Source organism: Pseudoduganella guangdongensis (genome assembly GCF_009857475.1).
GTDB lineage: Bacteria > Pseudomonadota > Gammaproteobacteria > Burkholderiales > Burkholderiaceae_D > Rugamonas > Rugamonas guangdongensis.
In genome coordinates this window covers 69,664-85,353 of sequence record NZ_WWCJ01000003.1, presented here as the reverse complement: position 1 = coordinate 85,353, position 15,690 = coordinate 69,664, and the positions used below count along the sequence as shown (strand labels likewise).

The following is a 15,690-nucleotide window of genomic DNA, read 5'->3' as shown; positions in this document are numbered from 1 at the left end:
TCAGAACTTGTAGTTCAGGCCAAAGTAAGCAATGCGGCCGGCATAGCTGTTGCCGTAGAAGCGATCCTTGGTGTCATCGCCCAGGTGCGAGCGCGATTCTTCCTTGGTCAGGTTCAGCACCGATGCGGACAAGCTCAGTTGCTTGCTGATGTTGTACGCAAAGTTCAGGTCAACCTGGCTGTATGGCTCCGAATACACGCTAACGCCGTTGACCAGGCCACCCACCACTTCACCACGGCGGTTATACGACGCCCGCGCCAGGAAGCTGTCGGTTTCATAGAACACCGTCAGGTTGGCCTGGTTCTTCGCGCTGCCGACCAGGGGCGACTTGCCGACTTCTTCGCCATCGCCCAGGACGATCGCAGCCTGGTTCGTCTTGTTGTAGGTGTAGTTGAACTGGAAGCCCAGGCCGGACGCCAGCGTATGCTGGGCGAACAGCTCCACGCCTTGCGACACGCCGTCACGGCCACCGGCAGTGGTCGAATAGCTTTGCACCAGCACGCTCTTGCCCGCAACGTCCATGGTCACGTCGCGCACCACCGGCACCGTGAAGTTGCTCACGTTCTTGCGGAACACGTTGGCACCAAGGACCGAACCGCGCTGGAAGTACCACTCTGCGCCCAGGTCGAACTGGGTCGCCTTGTACGGCTCCAGCTGCTTGTTGCTGCCCTCGCCGAACCAGCCTTGCTTGTCGCCACCGCCGATCAGGCGACGGTCGTTCACGTATTCCTGGCTGTAGAACTGCAGGCCGCCCGGGTAGGCGATGTCGCTATAGCTTGGCCGCGCAACCACTTTCGATGCGGCAGCGCGCAACAGCAGGTCCTGGCGCAGCTCATACGCCAGGTTCAGGCTAGGCAGCACGTCCGTGTAGCTGCGGTCGAGCGAACTGATGGCGAACGAGCGGTTGCGCGCGGTGCTGTCCGGCAGGCGGGTAAAGCCGCTGGTGCAACCGGAACCGGCAGGCGCACCTGCTGCAGGCAAGCCGCCCGGCAGGCAAGGCGCGGGCGCGCCGTTCGGACCGTTGAAGAAGTAGTCGTTGAAGCTCTCCACCTGGTCGGTCGAATCGGCATGCTGCTTGGTGCGCACCACCCTCAGGCCCACGTTGCCGCGCAGACGCTCCGTCTTGATGTTGGCCTGCAGGTAGGTCGCCAGGATCTTTTCGTCCACGTTGTAGACGAAGTTGTCCTCATTGCGGGTCTGCATCGCACCGTAAGTCTTATCCAGGTGGGCGATGTACGCGGGATAGTTAATCGCCGGGAAGGCGCTGGCATTGATGCCGCCCGCCAGGTGGCCCAGCGACTCGGCGTACAGGAACTCGGGGCGGAACTTGTTCGCACTGGAGTCGCAGCCAGCCTGGTAGCGCTTATCGTAGTTCTTCGGATCGGCGCCCTGGCATACCCAGTAGTTGTTACCGGTGCTGCGGTGGATGCCGCCATCGCGATACTTGGCGCCGAACTGCAGGCTATCCAGCCATCCGCTCTCGTTGCGCCAGGTAAGGTCGGCCTGGGCGTAATTCTGCTCGGTGCTGTTCTTGGTCCAGGAGGAGGAAGTGGAGCCAAGGTCGATTTCGCCGATACCCTTGCGCAGGTTTTCCATCAGCTGCGGCGAGAACGTCATGCTCGGGGTGCCAACCGTGCTCCAGGCACTGGCGTAATTGCCCAGGGTCCAGCTGCCATCCGCATTCTGCAAGCGCGGCTTGATCGGCATCGCCATTTGCATTTCCGGACCGCCCTTAGCCCAGGTGCGGCCGAACTTCACGCTGGCATCCAGCGACTGGCCGCGCCATTCGGCTTCAAAGTCGGCGCTTTGGGATAAGGACTTCTCACGGTTGTAGCTGCCCGTGATTTGCGGCGTCGGCACCGTGCAGTCGTCCGGCCCCCAGCCGCCAGGCTTCTGGCCGCCGGCCGCCGCCTGCGCTTCGCTGCAGTAGTAGGTCTTGCCGGGATGGATGCTGTACTGGGCGCCGGTGACGATGGTGCCGCTGCGGTCGAAGGTCAGGCCATCGAGCAGTCGGCCGCCAGGCCAGTTGCCGTCGCCGTCGTAGCGCGCGATATTCCATTCCGGGACCTTGAGGGTATTCGTCTGGGAATCCTGCGACAGGTCAAAGCGGAAATAGTTGGCGGTCAGGGTCAGGTTGCGCATCGGCTTGAACTGCACCGTGGCCTGCGCGCCTTTGCGCTCACGCTCCTCCGACTTCACATTCATATTGACCGAAGTCGGCATCATGAAATTCTGGTAGTACTTGCCGTTCTGGTCGTAGAAGCCGGACTGCCCCCACCAGAAGGAATTCAGGCCGGATGGCTTGCCGTTCACATCGACCGGCGGATTTTTGCGGTAGCTGTCCGCATACCATTGCCAGTTCTCGGTGCTGGCGCCCATGGTGCGGGTGGTGCGCTTTTGCTGGGTGTAGCCGACCAGCACGCCCAGGCGGTTGTCGTCGTCATGCCAGGCGTACTGGCCGGAGAACTGGCCGTCGGTCTTCTTGGTGGTATCGGCCCAGGTGCCTTCGGCGGAAACGAAGCCGCTGTTGGACTTCACGTCCAGCGGGCGGCGCGTGCGCAGGATCACGGTGCCGCCGATGCCGCCTTCATCCAGGCGCGCTTCCGGGGTTTTGTACAGCTCCGCGCCGGACAGCATATTGGACGGCATCAGCATGTAGTTGAACGAGCGAGTCGGGTCGCCGTTCGATTCGGCGGTGGCGATGTAGTTGCCGTTCAACTGGGTCAGGGTCAGCTCGGACGACAGGCCGCGCACGCTGACGTTCTTGCCCTCGCCGCCGCTACGGTCGATGATCACGCCCGGCACGCGTTGCAGCGCGTCCGCCACGTTCTTGTCGGGGAATTTACCGATATCTTCGGCGGTGATCACCTCCACGATCGAATTGGCGTCGCGCTTCTGGTCAAGGCTCTTTTCGATGGCGTAGCGGTAGCCGGTCACCACCACCGTCGATTCAGGCTGCGCGGAGGCAGTTTGGGCATGGGCTGCGGAAAGCGTCAGCAAGGCGCCGCTCACGGCCAAGGCAATCGGCGTGGCGCGGCAGCGGCGCTGCGTTAAGGCTGGATGATTCCTGAACATCATGTAGGTCTCCTAGTTGTACCCTTTGCGGGCTTTGTTTTGGAGGGATTTACTAAACCCTCTGGATGCCGCCCACATGTCGGCAGGCATCTCGATCCATCTAGGAAAAACCTTACAAAGGAAGCCAGACTAGTTCAATAAACTTTCCATTTTCTAATGATGTTTAGTTTTGATTAGTAAACAGCGGTGCGTCCTATTTACGACAGTCGCTCAGCGCGATTTGCCGGAAAAGTGCAGGAATCCCCAGCGCTGCGGCACATGCATATTGACCACGCCTTGCGGCGACCATACCCAGTTGTCCTCCTTCTTCTTCCCCGCCGTCCATTGCACGCGGCTGAAGTTGATACGCCAGCTTGTGCCGGCCGTGGGCTGCGGCACCTGCTGGCGCGAAGCGAAGGCGGTCAGCGGGATCGCCATCTCCACCGTCCAGCCCTGGTCCTTGTCGCGCGGATTGTTCAGGGTGCCCTGGACGCCGATGGCGGTTTTCAGTCCTTCGATGTCCCAGCTGTTATCGGCCTTGCCGTCCTCGCTGTACGGCTTGGGCAGGAACAGGTCCCAGCCGGTGTTTAGCGCGTTGATCTCGAACTCGTAATAGCTCTTTGTCGCCGGCAGCGGTTTGAGGAAGACTTCGAAGTCATTGTCCTTGAAGATCACCGAATCGCGTTGCGTCAGCGTCGCCTTCACGTCCGGCTCTTCCAGCTCGGCGGCGATATACAGGTAGTGATCGTCCCATAGCATTTTCACGCGTGTGCGGTACTTGGGGCGCGGCTTGCTGTCGCCTTTAATATCGATGAAATCGGACGTCCAGGGCGCATTGCGCCACGCCGGATCATTAATGTTCCCGTCGACCTGGATGGGGGATTGGGCGCGCAGGCATTCGTAAGAAAGCGGCGCGCCGAGGGCGGCGGCAAGTGCGGCGGTGAACGCGATCATCGTTTATCTCCTTGCATATCGGGGCCCAAAATTTATAGCAAGGAGCTAAGCGCCATTCAACATGCAGGCCCCGAAATGCCCCCTTTTTAGTTGACTTTACTAAACACCGGGCCCGGCCGAACAATGAGTGAGCGAGACCATCCTCGACACGGTCCGCGATACATCTGGAGAGCCCCCCCCTAAACGCCTTTCTCCTGTGCGTGCGCCTCGTTGCGCAGGAAGTCCGAGAACCATTCCAGCGCCTCATGTTCGGCGCGGCTGGTACGCCAGCACATGTAATACGCGCCTTGCGCGGTCAGCGTTTCACTAAACGGGCTGACCAGGGTGCCGCGCTGCAGGTCGTCGCGGATCAGGGCCATGCGGCCAAGGGCAATGCCCTGGCCATTCAGCGCGGCCTGCATCAGCGCATTGCTGTCGTCGATTAAAGGCCCGCGCAAGGCGAGGGATGGCGCCAGGCCAGCCCGTTCGAACCAGCGTTCCCAGTCGTCGCAGCTGTCCTCGTGCAGCAGGGTGTAATGGGCCAGGTCGGCGGGGCCTTTCAGCGGCGGGCCGTCCTTTAGCAGCGCCGGCGAACACACCGGCAGCAGCTCGGTACCGAACAGGCGTTCGCACTCCACACCCGGCCACTTGCCGTCGCCCCAGCGGATCGCCAGGTCGATGCCGTCGCGTCCCAGGTCGGTATGCATCACCGTGTGCACCAGGCGCACTTCGAGCTGGCTGTGGGCGGCAAGGAAGCGGTCCAGCCGCCCCACCAGCCAGCGCGAGCTGAAGGCGGGCGTCACCGCCACCGTCAGCCGCCTGCGCGCGCGGCCCTCGCCTTGCGCCAGCTGCGCCAGCACGCGGTCGATGCGGCCGAAGGCGTCGATCACGCTGCGTTGCAGGATCGCCCCCTCCCCGGTCAGCGTAATGGCGCGCGTCATGCGCTTGAACAGTTTGATCTGCAACGCCTCTTCCAGTGTTTTGATCTGGTGGCTGACGGCCGCCTGCGAAATGCACAACTCGTCGGCGGCGCGGGTAAAACTCATGTGCCGCGCAGTGACCTCGAACGTTTTTAACTGCCGCAACAGACTGGAAGAGTGAACCATGGGGTGCTCCATGCATAAACTTTTCTAATGTATCGCATGCATACTGATCATTTGTCAACGTTATTTCGCTCATACAAGATGGGGCATCCAATCCCCGCTCAACAGGAAATGACATGGCAACCCATCCCTACATTCCCAACTCCGTGCCGGAAGTGCGCGACGCCATGCTGCGCGCCGTCGGCGCCGCCAGCACCGAAGAATTCTTTGCCGATATCCCGGCCGCCCTGCGCATGCAAGGCCCGCTTGCCATCCCCGCGCCGCATCTTTCCGAAGCGCGCCTGAAGCGCCATGTGGATGGCCTGCTGCGCAAGAACACGCACTGCGCCAGCCAGCTTAGCTTCCTGGGCGGCGGCTGCTACCAGCACCACGTGCCAGCCGTGTGCGATGAAGTCAACGGCCGCAGCGAATTCGCCACCGCCTATGCCGGCGAACCCTATGACGACCATGGCCGCTTCCAGGCCCTGTTCGAGTACTGCAGCATGATGGGCGAGCTGCTGGAGATGGACGTGGTCAATGTGCCGGTGTACGACGGCATGCAGGCGGCGGCAACCACCGTGCGCATGGCGGGCCGGCACACCGGGCGCCGCCGGGTGGTGGTCGCCGGCCATATCAATCCGGACAAGCTGGCCGTGATGCAGAACTACGGCCGCGCTGATCTGGATTTCGTGCTGGCCCCGTTCGACCGCGCCTCCGGCCTGCTCGATATGGCTGCGCTGGCAGGCCTGCTTGACCGCGACACCGCCGCGCTCTACGTGGACATCCCTTCCTTCCTCGGCACCATCGACGACGGCGCGGCGCTGGCTGCCGCCGCGCATGCCGTGGGCGCGCTGCTGGTGGTTGGTGTCGACCCGGTGTCGCTCGGGGTGCTGGCGCCGCCCGCCAGCTATGGCGCCGATATTGTGTGCGGCGATATCCAGCCGCTCGGCATCCACATGAATTACGGCGGCGGCCAGGGCGGCTTCATCGCAAGCCACGACGACCCGGCCATCGTCATGCAATACCCCTCGCGCCTGTTCGGCGTTGTGCCAACCAGCGTGCCCGGCGAGTACGGCTTTGGCGACGTCGCCTACAGCCGCACTTCGTTCGACAAACGCGAGAACGGCAATGAATTCGTCGGCACCGCCGCCGCGCTGTGGGGCATTACCGCCGGCGTGTTCCTGGCGCTGATGGGGCCACAGGGCATGGTTGAGCTGGCGACGGGCATCGTCCAGCGCACCGCTTACGCCAAGCAGCGCCTGGCGCGCATACCCGGCGTGCGGGTGACGCATGAAGGCAGCTGCCATTTCCGCGAGTTCGTCGTCAACTTCGAAGGCACCGGGCTGCCGGTGGCGGCCATCAATGCGGCCCTGCTCAAGCAGGGCGTGTTCGGCGGCCACGATTTGAGTACCGACTTCCCGGCATTGGGACAGTCGGCCTTGTACGCCTTTTCGGAAGTCCACACGCAGGAAGATATCGACCAGCTTTGCGCAACGTTAGAGAAAGTAATCGGCCAATGAAACCAATGGACAATATCGCCGCCCACCGCAAACAGCAGCCGCGCCGCTACCACCAGGCGCGCTGGGATGAACCAGTCATCTTCGAATTGAGCCAGCCGGGCGAACGCGGCATCCTGCTGCCGGAAGTGGAGCCCGAAATCGCCCGCGCCGCGGGGCAAGCGCTGGCGGCACTGCCGGCCTCAATGCGACGCCAGAACCCTCCCCGCCTGCCGGAGATGTCGCAGAACCGCGTGCTGCGCCACTACCTGCGCCTGTCGCAGGAAACCCTGGGCGCCGACCTGAATGTCGATGTCGGCCAGGGCACCTGCACCATGAAGTACAACCCCAAGATCAACGACCAGCTGGCGCGCCAGCCGGCCATGACCGAGCTGCACCCGCGCCAGCCGGACAGCACCGTGCAGGGCATGCTGGAGGTGATCGCCAAGCTGGAAGGCGTGATGTGCGAAGTGTCGGGCATGGACACGGTATCGCTGCAGGCACGCGGCGGCTCGCAGGCGATCTTCGCCAATATGTCGATGGTGCGCGCCTGGCACGAAAGCCGCGGCGAAGCAGCGCAGCGCGACGAAGTTATCACCACCATCTTCTCCCACCCGTCCGACGCGGCCTGCGCCAAGCTGGTGGGCTACAAGGTCATCACCATCTACCCCGATGCCGACGGCTACCCCGACCTGGAAGCGCTGAAGGCGGCCATCTCGCCGCGCACCGCCGCGCTGGTGATCACCAACCCGGAAGACACGGGCATCTTCAACAGCCGCATCCGCGAGTTCGTCGACGCCGTGCACGCCGTGGGCGGCCTGTGCGTGTACGACCAGGCCAATGCCAACGGCCTGCTGGGCATTGCCCGCGCGCGCGAGGCGGGCTTCGACCTGTGTCACTTCAACCTGCACAAGACCTTCGCCACGCCGCACGCCTGCGGCGGGCCGGCCGTGGGCGCCGTCTGCTGCACCGCGGCGTTGGCGCCCTTCCTGCCCGGCCCACTGGTGCGCGAGAAGGATGGCTGCTACCAGCTGGTGCCCGGCGGCGCGCAATCGATCGGCAAGATCAGCAGCTTTGCCGGCGCCGCCGGCATCATCCTGCGCGCCTATGCCTGGGTCATGAACCTGGGGGCGGACGGCTTGCGTGCCGTGTCCGAGATCGCGGTACTGAACAACAACTACATGATGCATGAGTTGTTGAAGATCGACGGCATGAGCGCGCCCTACGCCCCTGGCAAGCGCCGCATCGAACAAGTGCGCTACAGCTGGAAGGCCTTGTGCGACGCAACCGGCGTGACGTCGGAGGAAATCGGCTTCCGCGCCGCCGACTTTGGCCTGCACTACTGGACCAGCCACCACCCCTACCTGGTGCCGGAACCGGCCACCATCGAGCCGACCGAGTCCTACTCGCGCACCGACCTGGATGAGTTCATCAGCGTGATGCGCCACATTGCCGGCGAGGCGCGCAGCAATCCGGACCTGGTGAAGACCGCGCCGCACAACTGCCCGACCCACCGCGTGCAGGGCGAAATGCTGGACGATCCGGAACGCTGGGGCATCACCTGGCGCGCCTACCAGCGCAAACTGGGCGAGCGCGGGCTGGCATGAAGCTTGGGCTGGTGGTTAATCCCTGGGCCGGCATCGGCGGCCCGGCCGGGCTGAAAGGCTCGGACGGCGCCGATTGCGTGCAGGCCGCGCTGGCGGCGTGCAGCCTGCCGCAAGTACCGGCGCGCCTGGCCGCCATGTTCGAGGCGCTGGGCGAGACTGCGCACGGCTTCTGCTGGTACGCCGCCGACGGCGCCATGGGCCTGGCCGCTTTGCAGGCGGCCGGCTTGCAGGCCAGCGCCGTGGTGCCGGTCACGTCGCCATCGCAAGCGGCGGACACGCGCCGCGCCAGCTGCCTGCTGGCCAGCATGGGCATCGACCTGTTGCTTTTCGCCGGCGGCGACGGCACCGCGCGCGATGTGCTGGACGGCCTGCGCGATGCCGGCGCCAGCGAAACCCTTCCGGTACTGGGGCTGCCGGCCGGGGTCAAGATGCAATCGGCGGTCTTCGCCAACCACCCCACCGCCGCCGGCCAGCTGCTGCGCCAACTGCAACAGGGTGGCCTGGCCATGCATAGCGAAGCGGAAGTGATGGACCTGGACGAGGAAGCGCTGCGTCGCGGCCGGATCCTGCCGCGCCTGTACGGCTACCTTCAGCTGCCGCTGGCACCCGCCCTGACGCAGGGCGGCAAAGCGCGCCATGCCAGCGGCGACGGCGCGCAGCGCCTGGCGATCGCGCGCAGCTTCGCCGAGGCGATGGACCCGCGTGCGCTGTACATGGTGGGGCCGGGCTCCACTACCCAAGCCTTGTTGCAAGTGCTGGGCGTGGAGGGCAGCCTGCTCGGCGTGGACGCGGTGCTGGGCGACGGCACTTTGCTGGCGCGCGATGCCACGCGCCTGGAGCTGGAAGACCTGGCCGCCGCGCGCGAAGCGCCGCTGCACCTGGTGCTGTCGCCGATCGGCGGCCAGGGCATGGTGCTGGGGCGCGGCAACCAGCAAATTTCATCGCGTCTGCTGCGAGCTGCGGGCAAACGCGGGCTGCACGTGCTGGCGCCGCGCGACAAGCTGTTGTCGCTGCACGGCGGCGTGCTGCGCATCGACAGCGGCGACGCGCAGCTCGATGCGGAATTCAACGGGTATCTGCCCGTGATGACTGGGTACCGGGAACAGACCATGTGGCCTGTTTCGGTGTAGTAGCAATCACTAAAACAATCTAGAGGAGAACCAGATGAGACAAAAGAAAGTGCTGACCCTGGCGGTGGCCGCGGCATTGGCCCACATGGCGGCCATGCACGGCGCGCAGGCACAGTCGGCCGCCGACAATGCTAGCGCTACCGAGAAGGCCGCGCCGATCCAGGAAGTGGTCGTCACCGGCACCACCGCCAAGAATCGCACCAAGCTTGAATCCTCGGTGGCCATCACCACGCTGGACTCCGATAAACTGGTCAAGCTGGCGCCGCACAGCCTGGCCGATTCGCTGCAGCAGGTGCCCGGCCTGTGGGTCGAAGCATCGGGCGGCGAAGTCTCGAACAATGTGTCGCCGCGCGGCCTGAGCGGCGGTGCGGCCTTCCAGTTCATCAGCCTGCAGGAAGACGGGCTGCCGGTGATCTATGACGGCGAACTGGTGGACGTGCTGCTGCGCGAAGACCTGACCATCAAGCGTTTTGAAGCGATTCGCGGCGGCACCTCAGCCATCCTCTCGACCAACGGCCCGGCCGCCATCGTCAACTTCATCAGCCACAAAGGCACGCAGAAGCCGCAAGGCGAGGCTAAAGTCACGGTCGGCGACTACGGTTTCCTGCGCACCGAGGGTGTGTTCTCCGGCCCGATCAACGAGGACTGGAGCTACGCGGCGGGCGGCTACTACCGGCGCGGCAAGGGCGTGCGCCCGATCGGCATGACCGCCGACCATGGCGGCCAGTTCCGCCTGAACCTCACGCGCCGCCTGGCGGCCGGTGAGCTGAACCTGTCGGCCAAGTACGTCAACGACCATAACACCTTCTACCTGCCGATCCCGCTCACCAACCCGGCCAAGCCGCGCGGCGTGCCGGGTGTCGACCCGCATTACGGCTCGCTGGACGGCCCGGACGTGGCGCGCATCACCAACCAGACCACCAACGGCACCCAGACCACCGACCTTAAAACCGGCTTCCATGTGCTGGCCAAGGTGCTCGGCGCCGACCTGCAGCACGACATCGGCGGCGACTGGTCCTTCCGCAACAATGCGCGCTACACCCGCTACGACGTGGCGCCGCACTCGGTGTTCAATGGCCCCAACAGCTACCTGGTACGCGCCAGCAACCGCCTCGACCCGGCGCAATACGCCGACGTCGCCGGCCTGCTGAGCCGCTTCGGCGGCACCGCGCGCCTGGCCTACGCCGGCACCGGCCAACTGGTCGACAATCCCGCCACCCTGAACGGCAACGGCTTCACCACCGACGCGGTGGCCGAGACCCGCTTCCGTTCCCTCAGCCATTTCGTCGACAAGCTGTCGCTGACCAAGGAAAACGAGAACAACAGCTTCACCGCCGGCATCCTGTTCGCATCGCAAAAGCTGCATGAGGACTCCGACTACGGCGCGCGCATCCTGACCGAGGTGCGCGACCAGCCGAAACGCCTGGACATCGTCGCGGTGGATGCCAACAACAAGATCCTGGGCTACCTGTCCGACAAGGGCGTGCTGCGCAATGCATTCTTCTACGAGCGCCATAAGGGCGATATGAACTCCACCTCCCTGTTCGTCAACGACGAATGGAAGGTCAACAAGAACCTGCGCATCGACGGCGGCGTGCGCTACGAGATTGCCCGCTACGACGTGCAGGATGAAGGCGTGAATGCCGCCGGCAGCGAAGTGCCCGGCACCAGCCTGGTGGGCGGCACGCCGATTCCGGGCGCCTTCAACCCGGACGGTTCGGACAAGGACAACATCATCGCCAACAACTATATGCGCCGCGCAGGAACCGGCGAGTGGACGCGCAAGAAGAAGACGATCAAGGAATCGTCCTACACCGCTGGCTTCAACTATGCGTTCAACGACCATATCGCCGCCTATGGCCGTTACGCCAGCGGCACCAATATGCCGACCCTGTACAGCACCGACAGCTTCGTGGACGGCGCAAGCCGCCTGAGTTTCACCGAGGCGGGCGTACGCTACATGTCGCCCATGTGGACGACTTCGGCCACCCTGTTCCACACCAAGTTCGACAACCTGTCCTTCGGCGAAACCAACCAGCAAACCGGCGACTTCCGCCAGGTCTTCGTCAAGACGCTGTCCACCGGCGTGGAGCTGGAAGGCATCTTCAAGCCGCACAAACGCTTCTCGCTGGAGTATGTAGCCACGATCCAGGATGCCACCATCGACGGCATCGATCCGAACGCCGAGGAAGCAAAGCAGAACGGCAACCAGGTGATGCGCACGCCAAACACCCAGGTGCGCCTGATCCCTACCCTGCACTTCGACTTTGGCGATATCTTCCTGGTGTACAGCCATATCGGCAAGCGCTTCGCCGACTTTGAAAACTCGCTGGCCCTGCCGAAGTACCATGTGCTGGACCTGGGCGCCGAATTCAGGATCGACAAGCAGTGGAAGCTGAACCTGAAGGTGAACAATGTGACCAATGAGATCGGCCTGACCGAGGGCAACCCGCGCAGCGGCTTTAACCAAAGCTCGAACGGCAGCCTGTTCTACGCGCGTCCGATCCTGGGCCGCCACGCCACCCTGTCGTTGTCGTACAAATTCTAAGCTGGCCAAGGCCGGACGCAGGCAGCGTCCGGCCTTTTTCGCAACACCCGTGTTACCCTCCCCCCAACTCGTTCCCTACTTCGCATATGTCTTCAGCCGTCCGCAAACTGCTGCTGGTCGCAGCATGCACCGCCGCCTGGGCCGCCCACGCCCAGCATCCTTCCATCAACCGCCACGGCGTTCCCACCGCCGCGCGCGACTTCGACGCCGAGCAAAACCAGCGCTTCAACCCGATGTTCGATGCGGGCAGCTGGCACGGCTACCTGCTGCCCGATTCACCCTCGCTGGCCGGCACCTTCAGCGGCCCGATGGTGGTGGCGGAGGAGTACAGCCTGTTCATTTCCTCGGCACTGGAGCGCATCTCCCTTACCGACCGCCGCAGCGGCCGCAGCTTCGACCCCGCCCAGGCCCGCTGGAGCAACAGTGCGCGCCCCGGCGTGCTAAGCCAGCGCCTGGAGTGGCCGGGGCTGGTGCTGGAAGTGGACCTGCACTTCGCCGATTCGCACAGCGCACTGGTGCGCTATCGTCTGCACAACACGTCCTCCAAGCCGCTCGCCCTGCGCGCGCACTGGCAGGGCGAGTTGATGGAACAATGGGAAGATGGAAAAGGCAGCATCGCCGCGCGCCAGCCCGCCTGGAAGCCGCAACTCATCCAGGATGCCGGCGGCATCAGCATCGTATTCGGCAAAGTGCGCGATGCCGCCAACGTCATGACCAGCGGCCGCTCGCGCTACCGCATTGAACGCAGCATCCACGCGCAAGACCGCGTGGATGGCCAGCGCTACGCCAGCAGCGCCGACCTTCCCCTGCTCGGCGCCGGCCGCAGGCAAGCGCTCTACAGCGCCTACAGCTACCAGCTCGACAATGCCGACGCCGGCATCAGCGCCGCATCGCTGCTGGCCAGCCCCGCGCGCATGGAACGCGCCATCGCCGCCAACCAGCGCCGCTGGTCGAAATGGCTGACTCGCCTGCCCGCCTCCCCGCTCAGCGTGAAGGCATTGGAGACCCTGATCGGCAACTGGCGCGCGCCGCGGGGCGCCATCCGCCACGACGCCATGGTCCCCTCCACCACCGCGCGCTGGTTCAACGGCGCCTGGACCTGGGACACGTGGAAGCAAGCTTACGCCCTGGCCGCCATCGACCCAAGCCTTGCCGCCAACACCGTGCGCGCCCTGTTCGACTACCAGATCCAGCCCAATGACCCGGTCCGTCCGCAAGACGCGGGCATGTTGCCCGACAACGTGTTCTACAACAGCGACGCCCAGCGCGGCGGCGACGGCGGCAATTGGAACGAACGCGACACCAAGCCGCCGCTGGCAGCATGGGTGGCCTGGGAAATCTACCGCCATTCCAAAGACCGCGCCTGGCTAAAGGAAATGCAACCCAAGCTGGAGTCCTACCACCGCTGGTGGTACCGCAACCGCGACCACGACCAGAACGGCCTGGCCGAATACGGCGCCACCGTGCACCCGCTGCACAACGACAGCGAAGGCCGGCTGCGCTTCCGTGTCAAGCCGCTCACCGCAGGCGGCGCGCCGCTGCAAGGCTGCCGCGAAGGCCAGGACGGCATGCAGGACTGCCTCGGCCTGGACGCCTACAACCGCATCGTCGAACAAGGCCGCTATGCCGCCATCGACCTGCCGGTGCAGCATGCCGCCGGTTGGGAATCCGGCATGGATAACGCCGCCCGCTTTGGCTTCATCGAACCCGGCGCCCTGCAGCGCTACGCCGACAAAGCGCATGGCGGCGACCTGCCCGCCGCGCGGCACGACTGGCAGGTACGCGTGGTGGAAAACCGCGACAGCAAGGGCAAGCTCGTGGGCTACTCGATCGACCAGGAATCGGCGGACCTGAACGCTTTCCTCTACCGCGAAAAGCTGATCCTGGCCGATATCGCCCACGCGCTGGGCGACGCACGCGCCGCCGCCGACTGGCGCGCACAGGCCGGCAAGCTGCGCACGCTGGTCAACACCCGCTTCTTCGACCAGGCCAGCGGCTTCTATTACGACCGCCAGCTGGGCGGCAAGCTGTTGACCATGCGCGGGCGCGGCCCGGAAGGCTGGACCGCCCTATGGGCCGGCGCCGCCGAACAGGCGCAAGCAGACGCCGTGATCGCCAAAATGCTGGATCCGGCCGAATTTGCCACTCCGGTCCCAATGCCGACCGCCGCCGTCTCCAACCCTTCCTACGCGCCGGACATCTACTGGCGCGGCCGCGTATGGCTGGACCAGCTCTACTTCGGCACGGTCGCCCTGCGCCGATACGGCCGCGCGCAGGAAGCGGACGCCATGGCGGCCCGCTTCACCGCCGGTGCCGAAGGCTTGCTGGGCGACGCGCCGATCCGGGAAAACTACAATCCCGAGACTGGCCACATGCAAGGCGCAACGAATTTCAGCTGGAGCGCCGCGCACCTGCTGATGCTGGCACGCGAGTCGGCGGCAACGCCAGCGAAGTAAGCTGGCTGCGCTCGAACTGGCGGTACTTCCAGAAGGCCCAGCCCAGGAACAGGACCACGCCGCCCACGTTGTAGCCCAGCGTGAGCAGCAGGTTCTGCCCGGCCGGGAAGATGGCAGCGATGAAGGCGACGCCGGAGAATGCCAGCAGCGCGCCGGAGACGAGCAAGCCCATGCGGCGCGATCCCATGCGGAAGTCGCGCGGCAGGTGGTCCAGCCGCAAACGCAGATGGAAGTAGGCCGCCATGATGATCAGCGGCGGCAGCAGCGCGGTGGCCGCCGTCATATTGATCACCACGTTCAGCAGCTGGTTGACATTGCCCGAGCCCAGCGCCGGGATGACCAGCAAAGGCACCACCACCGCAAACTGGATCCACGCCGCGCGCTCCGGCATATCGTGCCGGTTCAGCGCAATGGCGCGCTCGCCGAAGATGCCTTTCGGGATCTCGGAGAACAGCGCCTTGACCGGCGCCGCCGTCCACACCATCAGCGTGCCGAAAGAGCCGAGCAGCATCACCGCCCCCACCACCCGGTTCAGCAACAGGGAAGAGACCTGATGATGCGCGCCCAGCGCGCCGAACACCTGGAACACGCCCGAGGTATAACTGAGCTTTGAAGCCGGCACGTAGAGGTTGAGCACCAGCGCCGACACCGAGTACAGCACGCCAATCAGCAAGCCGGCAAAAATGATGGTGCGCACAAAGGTGCGCGCGCCGCCCCGCACATCGTTCAGGAAGACGCCGACCGATTCGGCACCGCCGGCGGCGAACAGTATCCACGCCATCGCGCCCATGAAAGCCCAATTGAAGGTCGGCGTCATCGTCGCCACTGACACCGGAGTGGCCGGCTGCACACCGCCGATCCAGTCCATCAGGCTCAGTGTCACGAAGCCGAACGCCAGCAGCAGCACCAGGGAGCTGCCGACCGAGGTCACCCGCCCCACCCACGCCGCACCCTTGGTCGACACCCAGGTGGCAAAGGCGAACAGCATGATCGACAGCAGTACCGTCACCATCGGCGTCAATTGCACCTCGTAGCCAAGCCAGGCATACGAGGCGTACACCAGGATGTTCGGCAGCACGGAGGTGAAGTAGAACAGGTTGACGAACCAGTAGCAGTAAGCTCCGACAAAGGCCCACTTATCCCCCATCGAGGATCGTATCCACTGGTAGATGCCGGATTTGGCGTCTTTGTTCAAACTGACGAATTCGGCGATGATCAGCACATAGGGGATGAAGAACACCGCCGTGGCGAGCAGGAAGCACGGCACCGCCGCCGTTCCGATGGCGATATTGCTGTTGACGACATTGCGGATGTTGAAGATTGCCGCCACCGCCATCGATAGCAGCATGAAGCGACCAATCTGGGTATTGCCGGGAATCGCCAT

General features: G+C 64.5%; 9 protein-coding genes. 5 read left to right on the top strand and 4 right to left on the bottom strand.

Annotated elements, in window-relative coordinates:
- From GTP41_RS04755 to gcvA, 3 genes are all read right to left on the bottom strand, one after another.
- A complete protein-coding gene (locus GTP41_RS04755) occupies nt 1–3,078 on the bottom strand; it encodes a TonB-dependent receptor (RefSeq protein ID WP_161024431.1) in 3,078 nt (1,025 codons plus the stop codon).
- Between the two features lie 207 nt (nt 3,079–3,285).
- Nucleotides 3,286–4,008 (bottom strand): carbohydrate-binding family 9-like protein, encoded by a 723-nt coding sequence (locus GTP41_RS04750; protein ID WP_161024430.1) that lies wholly within the window; start codon nt 4,006–4,008, stop codon nt 3,286–3,288.
- Between the two features lie 179 nt (nt 4,009–4,187).
- On the bottom strand, nt 4,188–5,093 hold the full coding sequence (gene gcvA / locus GTP41_RS04745) for a transcriptional regulator GcvA (protein WP_260115119.1): 906 nt from the start codon (nt 5,091–5,093) through the stop codon (nt 4,188–4,190).
- Between the two features lie 113 nt (nt 5,094–5,206).
- Between gcvA and gcvPA the strand changes: the two genes are divergently transcribed.
- The 5 genes from gcvPA (at nt 5,207) to ygjK (ending at nt 14,306) form a co-directional block, all read left to right on the top strand.
- On the top strand, nt 5,207–6,589 hold the full coding sequence (gcvPA, locus tag GTP41_RS04740; protein ID WP_161024428.1) for an aminomethyl-transferring glycine dehydrogenase subunit GcvPA: 1,383 nt from the start codon (nt 5,207–5,209) through the stop codon (nt 6,587–6,589).
- Nucleotides 6,586–8,172 (top strand): aminomethyl-transferring glycine dehydrogenase subunit GcvPB, encoded by a 1,587-nt coding sequence (gene gcvPB, locus GTP41_RS04735; RefSeq protein WP_161024427.1) that lies wholly within the window; start codon nt 6,586–6,588, stop codon nt 8,170–8,172. The genes gcvPA and gcvPB overlap by 4 nt, the downstream gene beginning before the upstream one ends.
- A complete protein-coding gene (locus GTP41_RS04730) occupies nt 8,169–9,302 on the top strand; it encodes an ATP-NAD kinase family protein (protein ID WP_161024426.1) in 1,134 nt (377 codons plus the stop codon). Before gcvPB ends, GTP41_RS04730 begins: the two co-directional genes overlap by 4 nt.
- A gap of 34 nt (nt 9,303–9,336) precedes the next feature.
- The gene (locus GTP41_RS04725) at nt 9,337–11,850 is read left to right on the top strand and encodes a TonB-dependent receptor (protein WP_161024425.1); all 2,514 of its coding nucleotides are present in this window, start codon (nt 9,337–9,339) and stop codon (nt 11,848–11,850) included.
- Nucleotides 11,851–11,936: 86 nt separating this feature from the next.
- On the top strand, nt 11,937–14,306 hold the full coding sequence (gene ygjK, locus GTP41_RS04720; RefSeq protein WP_161024424.1) for an alpha-glucosidase: 2,370 nt from the start codon (nt 11,937–11,939) through the stop codon (nt 14,304–14,306).
- On the opposite strand, the gene GTP41_RS04715 is transcribed toward ygjK, so the two are convergent.
- Nucleotides 14,242–15,690 carry an amino acid permease gene (locus GTP41_RS04715; protein WP_161024423.1) on the bottom strand — a complete coding sequence of 483 codons (1,449 nt, stop codon included), beginning with the start codon at nt 15,688–15,690 and terminating at the stop codon, nt 14,242–14,244. The genes ygjK and GTP41_RS04715 overlap by 65 nt on opposite strands.